General features: G+C 58.6%; 13 protein-coding genes, 4 tRNA genes and 1 pseudogene. 6 read left to right on the top strand and 12 right to left on the bottom strand.

Annotated elements, in window-relative coordinates:
* Positions 1-242: 242 nt before the first annotated feature.
* Both AC1Z1G_RS08505 and AC1Z1G_RS08500 read left to right on the top strand, forming a co-directional pair.
* Entirely contained in the window at positions 243-2690 is a 2448-nt protein-coding gene (locus AC1Z1G_RS08505) for an acyl-CoA dehydrogenase (protein ID WP_483626368.1), read from the top strand.
* Positions 2691-2785: 95 nt separating this feature from the next.
* The gene (locus AC1Z1G_RS08500) at positions 2786-3184 is read left to right on the top strand and encodes a PA2817 family protein (RefSeq protein WP_483626366.1); all 399 of its coding nucleotides are present in this window, start codon (positions 2786-2788) and stop codon (positions 3182-3184) included.
* 115 nt (positions 3185-3299) lie between these two features.
* Here the strand turns inward: AC1Z1G_RS08500 and AC1Z1G_RS08495 are convergent, their stop codons facing one another.
* Positions 3300-4298, bottom strand: a complete 999-nt coding sequence (locus AC1Z1G_RS08495; protein WP_483626365.1) for a LysR family transcriptional regulator — start codon at positions 4296-4298, stop codon at positions 3300-3302.
* A 90-nt stretch (positions 4299-4388) separates the two neighbouring features.
* Here AC1Z1G_RS08495 and AC1Z1G_RS08490 point away from each other — a divergent pair, with 90 nt between their 5' ends.
* The 3 genes from AC1Z1G_RS08490 (at position 4389) to AC1Z1G_RS08480 (ending at position 6515) form a co-directional block, all read left to right on the top strand.
* Positions 4389-5015 carry an alanyl-tRNA editing protein gene (locus AC1Z1G_RS08490; RefSeq protein WP_483626364.1) on the top strand — a complete coding sequence of 209 codons (627 nt, stop codon included), beginning with the start codon at positions 4389-4391 and terminating at the stop codon, positions 5013-5015.
* A gap of 89 nt (positions 5016-5104) precedes the next feature.
* Positions 5105-5875: a 2OG-Fe(II) oxygenase gene (locus AC1Z1G_RS08485; RefSeq protein ID WP_483626362.1), complete on the top strand. Its 771-nt coding sequence runs from the start codon at positions 5105-5107 to the stop codon at positions 5873-5875.
* Between the two features lies 1 nt (position 5876).
* Positions 5877-6515: a LysE family translocator gene (locus AC1Z1G_RS08480; RefSeq protein WP_483626361.1), complete on the top strand. Its 639-nt coding sequence runs from the start codon at positions 5877-5879 to the stop codon at positions 6513-6515.
* A gap of 67 nt (positions 6516-6582) precedes the next feature.
* On the opposite strand, the gene AC1Z1G_RS08475 is transcribed toward AC1Z1G_RS08480, so the two are convergent.
* The 8 genes from AC1Z1G_RS08475 to AC1Z1G_RS08440 all read right to left on the bottom strand — a co-directional run bounded on the left by AC1Z1G_RS08475 (position 6583) and on the right by AC1Z1G_RS08440 (position 10661).
* The gene (locus AC1Z1G_RS08475; protein WP_483626359.1) at positions 6583-7347 is read right to left on the bottom strand and encodes an ABC transporter ATP-binding protein; all 765 of its coding nucleotides are present in this window, start codon (positions 7345-7347) and stop codon (positions 6583-6585) included.
* A gap of 101 nt (positions 7348-7448) precedes the next feature.
* Positions 7449-8159, bottom strand: a complete 711-nt coding sequence (locus AC1Z1G_RS08470) for an ABC transporter permease (RefSeq protein WP_483626358.1) — start codon at positions 8157-8159, stop codon at positions 7449-7451.
* Positions 8156-8884: an ABC transporter permease gene (locus AC1Z1G_RS08465; RefSeq protein ID WP_483626356.1), complete on the bottom strand. Its 729-nt coding sequence runs from the start codon at positions 8882-8884 to the stop codon at positions 8156-8158. Before AC1Z1G_RS08465 ends, AC1Z1G_RS08470 begins: the two co-directional genes overlap by 4 nt.
* 56 nt (positions 8885-8940) lie before the next feature.
* A complete protein-coding gene (locus AC1Z1G_RS08460) occupies positions 8941-9723 on the bottom strand; it encodes a transporter substrate-binding domain-containing protein (protein WP_483626354.1) in 783 nt (260 codons plus the stop codon).
* Positions 9724-10248: 525 nt separating this feature from the next.
* Positions 10249-10324: transfer RNA gene (locus AC1Z1G_RS08455), tRNA-Gly, on the bottom strand.
* Positions 10325-10327: 3 nt separating this feature from the next.
* A tRNA-Glu gene (locus AC1Z1G_RS08450) sits at positions 10328-10403 on the bottom strand.
* A 104-nt stretch (positions 10404-10507) separates the two neighbouring features.
* Positions 10508-10583, bottom strand: a tRNA-Gly gene (locus tag AC1Z1G_RS08445).
* 2 nt (positions 10584-10585) lie between these two features.
* Positions 10586-10661: transfer RNA gene (locus AC1Z1G_RS08440), tRNA-Glu, on the bottom strand.
* Between the two features lie 380 nt (positions 10662-11041).
* On the opposite strand from AC1Z1G_RS08440, the gene AC1Z1G_RS08435 reads away from it, so the two are divergent.
* Complete coding sequence (locus AC1Z1G_RS08435; protein WP_483626352.1) at positions 11042-11800, top strand: hypothetical protein; 759 nt, start codon at positions 11042-11044, stop codon at positions 11798-11800.
* Positions 11801-11878: 78 nt separating this feature from the next.
* Here AC1Z1G_RS08435 and AC1Z1G_RS08430 read toward each other — a convergent pair whose 3' ends face one another.
* The 3 genes and pseudogenes from AC1Z1G_RS08430 to AC1Z1G_RS08420 all read right to left on the bottom strand — a co-directional run bounded on the left by AC1Z1G_RS08430 (position 11879) and on the right by AC1Z1G_RS08420 (position 15383).
* Positions 11879-12742, bottom strand: a complete 864-nt coding sequence (locus AC1Z1G_RS08430; RefSeq protein ID WP_483627786.1) for a methyl-accepting chemotaxis protein — start codon at positions 12740-12742, stop codon at positions 11879-11881.
* A pseudogene (locus AC1Z1G_RS08425) lies at positions 12740-13807 on the bottom strand (HAMP domain-containing protein); the annotation flags it as partial. The gene AC1Z1G_RS08430 and the pseudogene AC1Z1G_RS08425, both read right to left, overlap by 3 nt.
* 169 nt (positions 13808-13976) lie before the next feature.
* Complete coding sequence (locus AC1Z1G_RS08420; protein WP_483626351.1) at positions 13977-15383, bottom strand: aminotransferase-like domain-containing protein; 1407 nt, start codon at positions 15381-15383, stop codon at positions 13977-13979.
* Between the last annotated feature and the right edge of the window lie 9 nt (positions 15384-15392).

The following is a 15392-nucleotide window of genomic DNA, read 5'->3' as shown; positions in this document are numbered from 1 at the left end:
AGGTCTCCTGGGGAAGTCACGAGTCTAACGACAGCCCCGGCCCAGCGATAACGACGTTTCGGCCAAATATCAGAGCTTGCCGCTCTGTCCACGGAGGAATTCAACAACCTGGAAGGGACACCCCGCACTGCATTCACCAAGATTTCCTACAGATTCAAACACATCGCTCTGACCACCCTGTTTTGCGGATGCCGTCTAAGCTCTGAAGGTGGTTTTGCCCCTGGTTTCACGGAGGATTGAATATGCTGCTGTTGTGGATACTGGTTCTGGTGGTCGGTATTGCCTACCTGGCTCATCGCCGTACCGCACCGTTGCCTGCGTTGGGCGTGGTGGCGGTCTATCTGCTGGCGATGGGCACCTTCAGTCATGCACCAGGCTGGCTGCTGCTGGTTTTCTGGATCGTACTCGCCGCCGTCGCTGCACCACTGCTGCTGCCGGACCTGCGTCGCCAATACTTCACTGCGCCCCTGTTCAACTGGTTCCAGAAAACCTTGCCACCGATGTCGCAAACCGAACGCGACGCCATCAATGCCGGCACGGTCTGGTGGGATGGCGAACTGTTCAGCGGCCGTCCGGACTGGAACAAACTGCTGGCCTACCCGAAGGCACAACTGAGCGAAGAGGAACAAGCGTTCATCGATGGCCCCACTGAAGCGCTCTGCGCCATGGTCAGCGACTGGCAGATCGGCCAGGCAATGGACCTGCCGCCCGAAGCCTGGGCCCACATCAAGGAAAACGGCTTTTTCGCCTTGATCATCCCCAAGGAATACGGTGGCAAGGGTTTCAGCGCCTACGCTCACTCCCAGGTGGCAATGAAACTGGCCACCCGCAGCGGTGACCTCGCGTCTACGGTAATGGTCCCCAACTCTCTGGGCCCTGCCGAACTGCTGCTGCACTACGGCACCGACGAACAACGTAATCACTATCTTCCGCGCCTGGCTCGCGGCGACGACATCCCCTGCTTTGCCTTGACCGGACCACTGGCCGGCTCCGACGCCGGCGCCATGCCGGACACCGGCGTCATCTGCAAAGGTGAATGGGAAGGCAAGGAAACCTTAGGTCTGCGGTTGAACTGGGAAAAACGCTACATCACCCTCGGGCCGGTCGCGACCCTGCTGGGCCTGGCGTTCAAGGCCTATGACCCGGACCACTTGCTGGGCGATGAAGAAGACCTGGGCATCAGCCTGGCGTTGATTCCCACCGACACCCCCGGCGTGGACATCGGCCGTCGCCACCTGCCCCTCGGCGCCGCGTTCATGAACGGCCCGAACTCAGGCAAGGATGTCTTTGTCCCGCTGGAGTTTCTGATCGGCGGCCAGGACATGCTCGGCAAAGGCTGGATGATGCTGATGAATTGCCTGTCGGTCGGGCGCTCGATTTCGCTGCCCGCCGTGGGTACGGGCGCAGCCAAATTCACCAGCCTGGTAACGGGCCAATACGCGCAAGTGCGCGAGCAATTCAACGTACCGCTCTCGGCATTCGAAGGGATTCAGGAAGCCATGGCACGTATCGGCGGCAATGCCTGGATGATGGACGCCGCGCGCATGCTGACCGCCAACGCGGTGGACCTCGGCGAAAAACCTTCGGTGCTCTCGGCAATCCTCAAGTATCACCTGACCGAACGTGGCCGCGAATGCATCAGCCACGCGATGGATGTGCACGGCGGCAAGGGCATCATCATGGGCCCGAACAACTACCTGGGCCGCAGTTGGCAAGGAGCGCCGATCTTCATCACCGTGGAGGGGGCAAATATTCTCTCGCGCAACCTGATGATTTTCGGCCAGGGCGCGATTCGCTGCCATCCGTTCGTGCTCAAGGAAATGGCCCTCGCGGAGCGTGAAGACAAGGACAAGGCACTGATCGAGTTCGACGGCCTGCTGCTCAAGCACTTAGGCTTTGCCGTCGGCAATGCCGCCAGCACGTTGGTGCTGAACCTCGGCTTCGGGCATTTCGAACACACACCGGGCGACAAGCTCAGCCAGGGTTACTTTCGCGCCCTCAATCGTCAGGCGGCGGCCTTCGCCATGCTCGCGGACCTGAGCATGATGCTACTGGGCGGCGAACTGAAGCGTCGCGAACGCTTGTCCGCACGCCTCGGTGACGTGCTCAGCAACCTGTATCTCGCCTCGGCCGCCCTCAAGCGTTATCACGACCTCGATTCGCCGCAACACCTGCATCCGCTGTTCAACTGGGCCATGGAAGAAAGCCTCGGCCAATCGGAGCGGGCACTGGATGAACTGTTGAGCAACTTCCCGAACCGGGTACTGGGCTGCCTGTTGCGGGTCGTGGTGTTCCCTTTCGGTCGTCGTCACAAGGGACCATCGGACGCACTCGATGCCGAAGTTGCGGCGGTTATCGGCCGCGCCAAGGGTGATCCGACCCTGGAAGAGTTGCTCGCCGGTTGCTATCGCCCACAATCAACCGACGATCCGGTCGGCGCCTTGCAACATGCCTGCAACCTGCTGAGCGAAGCCCAGCCCTTACAGAAAAAACTCCACGTGGCACTCAAAAGTGGTCAGGTCAAACCGGTTGCCGGGGAACATGCCATCGATGCCGCACTGGAGGCCGGTGTGCTGCAACCGGGCGAAGCGCAAACACTGCGCGAGGCTGAGGCGGCACGCCGTAAAGTCATCGATGTCGACGACTTCACCAAGGAGCAACTGTCGCTCGCAGAGGGCAAGACCCGCTAAGGCCGTTGCTCGTCCAGCGGCTCAAGGGTGAAAAACGGGCGTCGGAGCTATATACTCCGGCGCCCGTTTTGCTTTAGTTCCAGAGGAATCCCGTTATGCTCGACCACACTCTCGCCCTGCTCTCGCACCTGCGCAGCATCCTGGTCGCCCTCGGTGAAGCCGAACAAGTACCGGAAGAAAGCCATGAGCTGTTCCTCGAGCGCTTCGATGAACTGATGCTGCAACTGCCGGTTGATCCGATCGAAAGCCAGTACCTGGGCCAGGACATCCTTTGCCAGGTCATTTCGCGCTACCCGCAAATTGCCCACCTCGTCCCGCGCGACTTGCTGTGGTACTTCGCCGGTGACTGCCTGCATTTCATGCCAGACGATGAAATCGATCTGTATCAGGCACTGGAAGATCGTCGCTACGAAGCCGAACAGAACGACGAACCGTTCGACTGGAACCAGGAAAAACAACTGCTGGCCTTGTCGAACAAGGACAGCAAACACTGATTTCCGATCAGCATATGTAAAAGGCCCGCATGGTTGAACATGCGGGCCTTTTTTGTTCCGGAATGATCCATTGTTTGGACAACCGCTATCGCGAGCCTGCTCGCGATGGCGTCTGTCAAAGCAACCCATCACTTTCCGGCAGCTCGTACTCCAGCGCCTCATGCTCCACAGCACTGGCCCTGCCGGGCTTGCTGAGGGTCGGCTCTTTTTCCAGGCACTCCACCAGGTAATCGATGAGCACCCGCAACTTGGGTGGCAAGTAACGCGTCGGTGAATGCAGCAACCAGGCACCACCGTGATAGGACGCAAGGAAACTCCAGTCCGGCAGCACTTGCACAATCAACCCTTGCTCAAGCGCATAACGTGCGGTGAAGTACGGCAAGCTGCCAATCCCGATGTGCTGCAACACCGCCCCCAACCGCACCCCGGTGTGATTGGCTGCGTACCGGCCACGCACACCTACCGTCACCGCTTTGGTGCCCTTCTTGAACTTCCAGCGTGCGTCGCTCGGCGTCTCACCCAGATAAATGCAACTGTGGTTGAGCAAATCATGAGGATGGGCCGGGGTCCCATGTTCGGCCAGGTACTGCGGCGTGGCACACAGCAAATGGTCGATGGTCAGCAATTGGCGTCCCACAAGCCCTGCCGGGGGGCGGTCGGTGATGCGAATCGCCAGGTCGACATGGTCGTCGATCAGATCAACCTGGCGGTCTTCGAGCAGCAACTCCACATCCACTTTCGGGTAGCGGCGCAAAAATTCCGGCATGTGGGGGTGAATCACGAACCGCCCCACAGCCTTGGGGACGCTGACCCGCACCAGGCCTTCGGCTTCATGGGTGAACTGGCCGCTGATCTCCATCACGGACTTCGCAGCGCTGACCATTTCCTGACAACGCTTGAACACCTCTTCCCCGCCGTCGCTCAGACGCAACTTACGCGTGGTGCGTTGCAGCAGTCGGGTAGCCAGCGCCTTTTCCAGCCTGGAAATACTCCGGCTGACCGCCGAAGGGGAGGAACCAAGTTGGCGAGCCGCCTCCGAGAAGCTGCCGGTCTCGACAACCTTGACGAAAATCGCCATTTCGCCCAACAAGGGAAGTGGAAGATTTATGCTCACAGCGCAACAGTCCTTTGATGTTTGAGCGGATTATCACGCAATTCCAGCGTCCATATAATAAAAATAGAAATTTTAATAAGGGCATGGAATATGACGCTTCGCCTCTTTTTCCATAGTGATGACCTCAAAGCCAATGTGGAAGTCCTGGATTGCACGCCCCACGAGAACGAATTTGCCGTTGTGCTGCGTGCGACACTGTTCCACCCCCAGGGCGGTGGACAGCCCTGTGATACTGGCTGGATCGGCGAAAGCCAGGTCCTGCGAGTGATCCAAGAGCCGGACCGAATCATTCATTACGTCGACCACCCGGTAAAACTCGGCATGATCCAGATCCGGGTCGACGAACAACGCCGCCAGTTCAACACCCGCATGCATTCGGCCGGCCATCTCATCGGTCACTTTGCCGAAACCCGCGGCTGGGTACCCATCAAGGCCCACCATTGGCCCAGCGAAGGCCGGGTGACCTTCAAGCCGGGAGAAGCACCTCAGGACCTCGACGCCCAGACCATCCAGAGCGCTGTCACACAATGGATTGCCGATGATCTGCCGCGCCTGATTTCCCTACGCGAAGGTTCGCGTGAGATCGGCTTCGGTGAACTGCCCGCCTACGGCTGTGGCGGCACTCATGTAAGGCGCCTGCAGGAACTGGGCACAGTCAAGATCGCATCCCTCTCGCAGAAGAAGGGCACACTTTCAGTTCACTACGACCTGGACTGAGCAATGGGGCGATGCCTGCACGCCATCGCCTGAAAGGGAAGAGCCTGCGCTCGCAGGCTCGATGACTACCTGATAGACGGACCTAAACCATGATGCTAGATGTCGAGCGTCTCGATGAGACGTGCATAAAAAAACTGGCCAACGAAGAAGTCCTCGCCATCCGCGTCAAACGCTTTCTGCCCCCGCCGCTGGCAGTCGATATTGGTGACAAGATCCTCGCCCCGGGCTTTGAAGGTTATATCAATGCGCCGAGTATCGGTCGCATCGGCATGGCGTTTTATGAAGCCGAGAACCAGCCGCTGTTGATCGAGGACTATTTCGAACGCGCCACCAGCAACATCGCCGAACTGCGCAATCGTTGCGCCCCCTATTCCTCGCCGGTAGACACCCTGCGCTGCATGCTGGATGAGTCATGGCCTGCGGGGGCGCATCTGGAAAACCTCTACGGCCGCAAGATGTATGTCGGGCTGTCCCGCGTCGTGAAACCCGGCGTGTGCTTCCTGGCCCACCACGACATCTTCGCCAAAGACGCCCCGGACAGTTTTCAGGCGCGAAGCCTGGAGGCGCAGTTCGCCTGCAATGTTTACCTGAACATGCCCACCGAAGGCGGCGCGCTGCAAATATGGGACGACGACATTTCCCCCGACCGGTTCGACGAAATGCGCGGCGACAGTTACGGCATCGACCCCGTGCTACTCGGCCCTGCGACTCTGGAAATCCGCCCTGAACCGGGTGATTTCATCATGTTCAATTCGCGACGCATGCACTCGGTAACGCCGGGCGTGAGCGACCCGCGCCTGAGCCTTTCTTTTTTTGTCGGCTATCGCGGCAATGCCTCACCCCTGACCTTCTGGAGTTGAAATGTTTTCCAATTACCTAGGCGAGTTCCTTGCGCTGGCGACCATCCACTTTCTGGCGGTAGTCGCCCCCGGGCCCGACTTTGCCGTGACCATTCGTCAGAGTGTGCGTTTTGGTCGTTTGATCGGGATCTGTACAGCCCTGGGAATCGGCGCCGGTATTTCGGTGCACGTGCTGTACACCTTGCTCGGCGTGGGCGCGCTGATGCACACCACTCCCTGGCTTCTGACCGTCGCCAAAGTAGTGGGCGGTGCCTACATTCTTTACCTCGGGGTGAACCTGCTGCGCAGCAAGCCCAAGACCGGGCTGGAAGGCGACAAGCCCAGCGACGAACCACTGGTCGAGCAAACGCTGCTGAAGGCGTTCACCACCGGGTTTCTGACCAACGCCACCAACCCCAAGGCCACGCTGTTTTTCCTGGCGATTTTCACCACCCTCATCAGCGCCTCGACACCGCTGAAGATTCAGGCGCTGTACGGGGTCTGGATGTGTTTTGTGAACGCGTTGTGGTTCGTCATTGTGGCGCTGTTCTTTTCCAGCGCCAGGGTACGGCTGCTGTTCATGCGCATGGGGCATTGGTTCGAACGAACCATGGGGGTCATTCTGATTCTGTTTGCAGGACGCCTGATCCTGTCCATGTAAGCAGCCTGCCCAAAGACCGCCTCGCAGTGTTGAACAACCACTCAACACCACGAGGCGACGGCGATGCTTACTTCAGATTGCCACTCAAAAACTGCCGCAGGCGGTCGCTCTTCGGGTTGCCGAGCACCTCCTCCGGCGCCCCCTCTTCCTCGACTCGCCCCTGGTGCAAAAACAGCACCTGGTTCGACACCTTGCGAGCGAAGCTCATTTCGTGCGTCACCATAATCATCGTCCGGCCCTCTTCAGCAAGGCCTTGAATCACCTTCAACACTTCACCCACCAACTCTGGGTCCAGGGCCGAAGTCGGCTCATCGAACAGCATCACTTCCGGCTCCATGGCCAGGGCACGGGCGATGGCCACGCGCTGCTGCTGCCCGCCCGAAAGGAAAGCCGGATATTGATCCGCCACGCGCGCCGGCAAACCGACCTTATCCAGATAACGTCGGGCACGTTCCTCGGCGTCTTTCTTGCTGACCCCCAACACCCGGCGCGGGGCCATGGTGATGTTTTCCAGCACCGTCATGTGGCCCCACAGATTGAAGTGCTGAAACACCATCGCCAGGCGGGTGCGCAGACGCTGCAACTCGGCATCATCGGCCACGCGCATGCCATGGCGATCGTTGATCATGCGAATCGGCTTGCCGTCCAGGCTCATGGCGCCGCCATTGGGTGTTTCTAGAAAGTTGATGCAGCGCAAAAAGGTGCTTTTTCCCGAGCCGCTGGCGCCGATCAAGCTGATCACATCACCGGTATTGGCCTTCAGGGAAACGCCTTTGAGCACTTCGTGGCTACCGTAACTTTTATGCAGTTCTTCAACAGTCAATTTGTACATGTGCGCAGCATCCTCAAAGGGAAAATGGATCGCCGCTGCGTAAATGTCGCAACCGGCGAAAAACCCGCGGCCTGATGAGCGGCCGCATGGCGCTCTCAGTCCTAGTGAGCCGGGCCGAGAAAGGCCAGCCAGCGGCGTTCAGCGAGGCGGAACAGACCGACCAGCGCAAAGGTGACCATCAGGTAGATCAGCGCACTGATGCCAAACGACTGAAAAGTCAGGAAGGTCGCCGAGTTGGCGTCCCGTGCAATTTTCAGGATGTCCGGAATGGTTGCGGTAAAGGCCACGGTGGTCGAGTGCAGCATCAGGATCACTTCGTTGCTGTAGTACGGCAGCGAGCGGCGCAGGGCCGAAGGCATGATCACGTAGGCATAAAGCTTCCAGCCCGTGAGGCCGTAGGCCTTGGCGGCTTCGACTTCGCCGTGTGCCATGCTGCGGATTGCCCCGGCGAAAATCTCCGTGGTGTAGGCGCAGGTGTTCAGGGCAAAGGCCAGGATGGTGCAGTTCATCGCATCGCGAAAGAACGCATCGAGTACCGGTTGCGCGCGAACGGCCGCCAGGCTGTAGATCCCGGTGTAGCAGATCAGTAGCTGGATATACAGCGGCGTGCCGCGAAACAGGTAGGTGTAAAACTGCACCGGCCAACGCACATAAAGCTTGGGCGAAACCCGGGCAATCGACAGCGGGATCGACACCAGAAAACCGATGAAGATCGACGCCGCGAGTAACCACAAGGTCATCGCCAGGCCGGTGATGTGATAGCCGTCGCTATAAAGGAAGGGCTTCCAGTATTCCTGCATGAGCTCAATCATCGTACGGCCTCCCGGGAACCTGCTGCGTAATGCCGTTCAAGCCAGCGCAGCACAACGTTTGAAGCGCTGGTGATCACCAGATAGATCAGCGCTGCCAACACCAGAAAATAGAACAGTTGATAGGTACTTTTACCGGCGTCCTGAGCGGCTTTGACCAGGTCGGCCAGGCCGATGATCGACACCAGCGCAGTGGCCTTGAGAATCACCATCCAGTTGTTACCGATGCCCGGCAGGGCAAAGCGCATCATCTGCGGGAACACCACAAAACGAAAACGCTGGGCGCGACTCAAGCCGTAGGCGGTGGCCGCTTCCATCTGCCCACGGGGCACCGCGAGGATCGCGCCACGAAAGGTCTCGGTGAAATAGGCACCGTAGATAAAGCCCAGGGTGATGATCCCGGCAGCAAATGGGTTGATCTCAATGTATTCCCAGTCCAGCGCCACAGTGAGCCCCGTCAGCCAGGTTTGCAGGCTGTAGAAAATCAGCAGCATCAGCACCAGGTCCGGCACACCGCGAATTAATGTGGTGTAAAGCTGGGCGGGAATCCGGAACAATTTAATGCTGGAGAGTTTGGCGCTGGCGCCGATCAGACCAAGCAGAACGCTCAACAACAGCGACAGTATCGATAGCTTGACGGTCATCCAGGTGCCTTCCAGCAGCAGAGGGCCAAACCCCTGCAAGCTGAACGCGGAAAACCCAAGCGTCTGTAACAGTGCTTCGAACATAATTCAGGGACCTATAGCGATAAAAAAGTGCCCGGCGCGAGGACGGGCACGGGGCATTACTTGCCGCTGTAGAGATTCAGATCACCGAAGTGCTTTTTCTGGATCGCATCGTAGGTGCCGTTATCGTGAAGCGCCTTGATGCCTTTATCGATAAAGGCCTTGAGCTCGGTGTTGCCCTTGGCGATACCTACCGCCGTTTTGGCCGGCAGCAAAGAATCATCGACCGGTTTGCTGACTTCGAAATCAGCCCCTTGCGGCGACTTCAAAAAACCCAGTTCGGCTTGCAGCATGTCCTGGATCGAAGCGTCGAGACGACCGGAGATCAAGTCCGCATAGACCTGGTCCTGGTTGGCGTAAGCCTTGGTTTCTACCCCGGCCTTATCCAGTACCAACTTGGCATAGGCTTCCTGAATGGAGCCCTGCTCATAACCGACTTTCTTGCCTTTAAGGGCAGCCGGATCGATGCCGACAGCGGCGCCTTTTTTGTAAACCATCGCGGTCGGGCCAGAGAACAACTCGGTGGAGAAGTCGATCACCTTCTCACGGGCCGGTGTCACGGTCATGGAAGAGATCACGCCGTCGAACTTGTTGGCCTTCAAGCCCGGAATCGTGCCGTCGAAGTCACTTTCGACCCATTTGCACGTGACCTTCAACTCAGCGCAGATCGCATTACCCAGATCAATGTCGAACCCTGTGAGGCTGCCGTCGGCCGCTTTGGACTCGAACGGCGCATAAGAAGCATCGACGCCAAACCGCAGCACTTTGTATTCCTTGGCCGTGGCAACACCTGCGGCCATGCATAACGTCAACGCAGAAAGGGTCAGCAATGTTTTTTTCATTATTGTTCAATTCCTAAAACCACTATGGGCGCTTGTGGCGCATGGGGAGTGTTGCCGGCATGCCTGTGACGCTGTGAAGCCTGGGCAAAACCTCAAGCAGGTGCTTTGACGCCATCCTGTGTGTCAACGCCTCCTGGCGACTCTTACGCACATACACTTACTTGTACGTACAAGCATATGCAATCAACCAGCCAACTCTTCTGACCACGACCGAAGAAACCTGTTAAAGCCGCAAGAACGCCTCTGGCACGGGAGTTGACTTCAGCCCGTGACAGTCTCGAAGGCCACCAGGCTGTACTCAGGGTTGTTACCTGAACCGCTTTTTACTGAGCGCGGGTGCGATCGGTAACATTTTGTGAGAAAGGAAACGTGTGGGGGTGCCCCGCTACGAAACAACCTCTGCGTTCAGGCGGCTGAAATGCAAAAAGGCCCGCTCAGTCTGACTGGCGGGCCTTTTTCAATACCTGGATGCTAAACAACGCACACACAAAAACGCCGCTCATTGAGCGGCGTTTTCGTTAAATATGGAGCGGGAAACGAGACTCGAACTCGCGACCCCGACCTTGGCAAGGTCGTGCTCTACCAACTGAGCTATTCCCGCAAATGGCGTCCCCTAGGGGACTCGAACCCCTGTTACCGCCGTGAAAGGGCGGTGTCCTAGGCCACTAGACGAAGGGGACACGCTACCCGGAACACATGGTGTGTGTTCCAGTGTCCAGACCCGCATCCGAAGACTTGGTTCTGGTTTCACTCAACACTGCCCGAAAGCAATGCTGTTTAAAAATGGAGCGGGAAACGAGACTCGAACTCGCGACCCCGACCTTGGCAAGGTCGTGCTCTACCAACTGAGCTATTCCCGCATTGGCGTCCCCTAGGGGACTCGAACCCCTGTTACCGCCGTGAAAGGGCGGTGTCCTAGGCCACTAGACGAAGGGGACACACTACAACTTCACTCCCTACCGCGTTTCGCTGTTTGCTTTCCGCTGTAAGTGGCGCGCATTCTATGGATGGATTGAGGGGTCGTCAACCCCCTGAGATAAATTTATTTAAATCAATGACTTCGCCGTCCTTAAGGGGTGGTTTGCGACCTATCTCGCGTCCGGTGTTTGGCGCCTATATTCTGGCACCGGACAAGGCGCTATAGTCCACTCCCGGCAGATGGTAGCAATGTGCAATCGCCGCGCTACTCTCTATCTACTGTCTATATAGGTACGGCCACCGCTTCCATCAACTCGTCGTCCGGCCCTATGCGCCCCTATGCTTAGCCACTACACTCGCACGCGAACCCTATAAAGAGGTCTTAACGGTGACACCACTCATGATCGGCCTGCTCGTTGTAGCTGGGCTCGCCCTATTGATCGCCATTGGCTACATGAACCATGTGGTGGATAACAATAAACTGGAAAAGGCCCGCACCAAGGTCGAACTCAATGATCGCCTGCGTCGCTGCGGCGAACTCACCGAGACGTTCCCTGGCCAGTACATGACGCCAGCCCTCAAGCTGCTGTTGACCCGCCTGGAACTCAACGTCTGCCAGCGCCTGCTCCATCTTGAAAAGACAAATACAGCCGTAAAGGCGCGAATCAGTGAATTGAATGCGCTGGTGGCCCAAGGCGAATCGATCCCGGTGAACAACCCTCCGGCACCGATCCTGACCGAAGCCAAGGCCAAGGATGTGCGTTTCCTGCTTGAAGCCATGCATGGCCAAGTGACGCGCGCGGCTCAGGACGGCTTCCTGCCGACCAACGAAGCCAAGCGCTGGATCAAGGAAATTCGCCATATCCTGGTGCTGCTGCACATCGAGTTCTTCAACAACCTCGGCCAACATGCCCTGCAACAGAACCAGCCAGGGCAAGCCCGCCTGGCCTTCGAGCGTGGCGTGCAGTACCTGCGTAAACAACAGGACCCGGCGCTGTACAGCGAACAGCTTGAGTATCTGGAAAAACTCCTGGAGCGTGCCAATGCCCAGGTATTGGCCAGCACTCAACCCGTCGACGGCGAGGTCAACCAATTGACCGAAGGCCTCAAAGACGTCGAGGCCGATGCCGACTGGAAGAAGAAAGTCATTTACGACTGATCAACGACAAGCCGCACGAACCCTTCGTGCGGCTTGATTGTTATTGCCAGAACACCGGCCATCAGGCCACCCGGCACCTCACAGCCGGAAATGCCCCACCATCCCCTTCAACTCAGCCCCCAACTGCGCCAGCTCGATGCTCGACGCCGCGTTGCCCTGCATCGCCAGCGAAGATTGGTCGGCACTAGCTCGAATGCTGGTCACGCTGCGATTGATTTCTTCCGCCACCGAACTCTGCTGCTCGGCCGCCGCCGCAATTTGCTGATTCATTTGCTGAATCAACGACACTGCCGCCGCAATGCTGCCCAGGGCGCTCTCCGTTTGTAGCACATCGCTGACCGCCAGTTTTACCAACTCACCGCTGCTTTGAATCTGCTGCACCGAAGAATGCGCCGCCGAACGCAAGGCACTCACCAAACGCTCGATTTCTTCGGTCGACTGCTGCGTACGCTTGGCCAAGGCCCGTACTTCGTCGGCCACCACGGCAAAGCCCCTGCCCTGCTCGCCCGCGCGGGCCGCTTCGATGGCGGCGTTGAGGGCCAACAGGTTGGTTTGCTCGGCAACACTCTTGATGACACCGAGCACGGTGCCGATATTCTGGATTTCTGCGCTAAGGCTTTCGATGCAGTTGCTCGCCGATGTCGCCGAGTCAGCCAACTGCTCAATCCGCTGCATACTCTGACGCACCACCTGCTGGCCGCTTTCAACTTTGCCATCAGCCGTTTGGGCGGCATGCGCGGCCTCTTCGGCATTACGCGCCACATCATGCACGGTGGCGGTCATCTGGTTCATGGCGGTGGCGACTTGCTCGGTTTCCTCTTTCTGGCTGCTGACCTCAAGGTTGGTCTGTTCGGTGACTGCCGACAACGACTGGGCAGAGCTCGCCAACTGCTCTATCCCCGCCTGCAAGCCGCTGACGATAGCGCTCAGGCCGGCACCCATTTGCTGCATGGCCTCCATCAACTGGCCGATTTCATCGCGACGGGTAACCTGCACGGTGGCACTCAGGTCGCCGGCGGCAATCTGCCGGGCTACTTGAATCACACTGCGCAGCGGCGCAACGATCAAACGGGTGATCACCCACGCAGCAATCAAACCGACCAGCAGCGCCAGGGCTGACGAGCCAATGATCAACAGGGAGTTCTTGTGCAACTCAGCCTGCATCGACTGATCTTCAGCGCCATAAGCCTGGTTGACGCGTTCAACCACCTGAGCGGCGCGCTCATGCAGTTGTTGATAGACCTTCTGTTCCTGTGCCAGCAACCCGGTGTACTCGGTAAGTTTCTCGCTGAAACTGGCGATATGCCCCGCCACCTCGGTGAGCACCGTCTGATAGCCGGCGTCCTTGACGGTATTTCTCAGTGTTTCAGCCTGACTCAACGCCTGATCGGCCTGCTCGATCTTGCCTTGCCCGGCATTCTCCTCGTCCCCCTTGCGGCTCTGGTCCAGCCGCACGCGGGCCTCGTTCATGGCCTGCAACATCAAGCGCGACACCTGGCTCACCTGATTGGCCTGCTCGATGAACTGCGCGCCGTCGCTACCCTGTGACTCCTTGAGGGTATAAGCACCATCGTCGGCGAGCCCGGCCTGTAACACATCAAGGTTATTGGCCACGCTGGACACCGACCAACTGGCCATTTCCAGCGCAAGGTCCTTGGCCTGGGTCAGCTCGACAAACTCATCGAAGGCTTTGCGATAAGCCCCCAGTGACTGCTCGACATCGTTCATGACCGGGACACTGGCCGGTGACCGGCCCTTGAGCTGCGCCGCCCGCTCTACCAGCCCGTCCACCCCCTGATGCAGGGCATCCGCGGTTTTCGGGTCGCCGTGCAAGGCGTACTCCTGCTCCAGCAGGCGAACCTTGAGCAGGCCACTGTTGAGCGCGGACATCTGCTTGAGCCCCTCGAAACGCTGACTGATGGTTTGCAGCGACCAGACTCCGATCGCGGCCACCAGCGCCGTCAGCAACAAGACCAGAACAAACCCGACACCCAGTTTTTTCGCCATACCGAGGTTGGCAAAACGTCCTTGCACGGCCGAAATCATTGCGCGTAGTCCCCTTCCAATGCCCAATGGCAGCAAGGCCATTTTCAGTTAATGCAGAGTCGCAACGAGGCTACGGACACACAAGTCTCTGGCGCCTGAATAATGGCCAAAAGCTACGTCAACGTCGTTTTCAGGACGGTTGAAGCCGATCCGGCAAAGCCGTTGCCTGGAAAAACCTCAAGGCTCGCGGATCGCTGGCATAGGCAACGTTGATACGCAGCCAGTCACTGGCCTCGCCACCAGGGCTGAATGCAGTCCGGGACGACAACAGCACACCACATTGCTGCGCCAACGTACGCACCCGAGGGTAATCACACAGTTGCGATCGCCCCCAGATAAACATGCCGCCACTGGGCTTGCCGAACACCTGCCATTCGGCGTCCTCCAGGACCTGCAATGCACTGGCCATGTCACAGTTCAACCGCTGGCGCTGGCGCTGCACCAGTTTGCGATAGGCCCCATTGGCCAGCAGGCCGCACAGAACCGACTCGCAAAAGCGTGACGTCCCCATGCCACTGACCATTTTCACTTCCGCCAGGCGCGAAATGATCTCGGCGCTGGCCACCACATAACCGACCCGCAGCGAACTGCTGAGGGTTTTCGAGAAACTTGCGACGTAAATCACTGACTGATCGGCGTCCAGGGCCGCCAGGCGAGTACCGGCACTGCTTTGCAAATCCGCGTAGACATCGTCTTCGACAATCAACAGACCATGAGCCCTGGCCAGCTCCAGAATGCGTTGTGCGATGGTCGGTGCCAGGCTGCTGCCCGTAGGGTTGTGATACAGGCTGTTGATGAACAAGGCACGGGGCTGATGGCGACTCAAAAGCCTTTCAAGCGCCTCGACGTCCGGCCCTCGCGGGGTTCGCGGCACCTCAAGCAAGGTGATGCCGTGCAGGCGCAGCAAATCGAAAAGATTCGAGTAACCGGGCGTTTCAACCACCACGCAATCGCCCGGTTTGAACAGCGTGCGCACGATCAGGTCCAGCGCGTGGCTCGCACCGTAGGTGGTCATGATTCGCCCTTCATCAACGTCGATGTTGATCTGCTTCAGGCGTTTGTGAAGCTGTTGGCGCAAGGCTGGCAGCCCCAGGGGTGTGCTGTAGTTGAACAACCCGGCCATGTCAGTGCGCGCCACTTCGCGAATGGCATAGCTGAGGTCATCACTCTCACGCCAGCTCTCCGGCAACCCGCCACACCCCAGTTTCAACTCCCCTAGCGGGCTGTCGGTGAACCGCTCCCAATTGGCCTCGGCACCTTCGTACCAAGGCTTGTCGGCCGAATGGGCGACCACGATGGGTGGCTCGGCAACAACAAAGCCTGAGCCCTGGCGGGCGGCGAGAACGCCTTGGGCAATCATCCGCTCATAGGCTTCGAAGACGCTCGACTGACTGAGCAGGTTGTCCTTGGCCAGTTGGCGAACGGAAGGCAGACGTGTTCCAGGCTGTACCGCGCCCTGGCGAATCCAGCCAGCCAGCGCGTCGACGATTTGCTGCACGACGGGCACCATGGCCTGTCGATCGATTCTCAATTCCATGAGTAACCA

Source organism: Pseudomonas sp. JL27(2026) (assembly GCF_056933555.1).
Note: the sequence above shows the minus strand (reverse complement) of the source record. Positions and strands in the feature narration are given on the sequence as shown.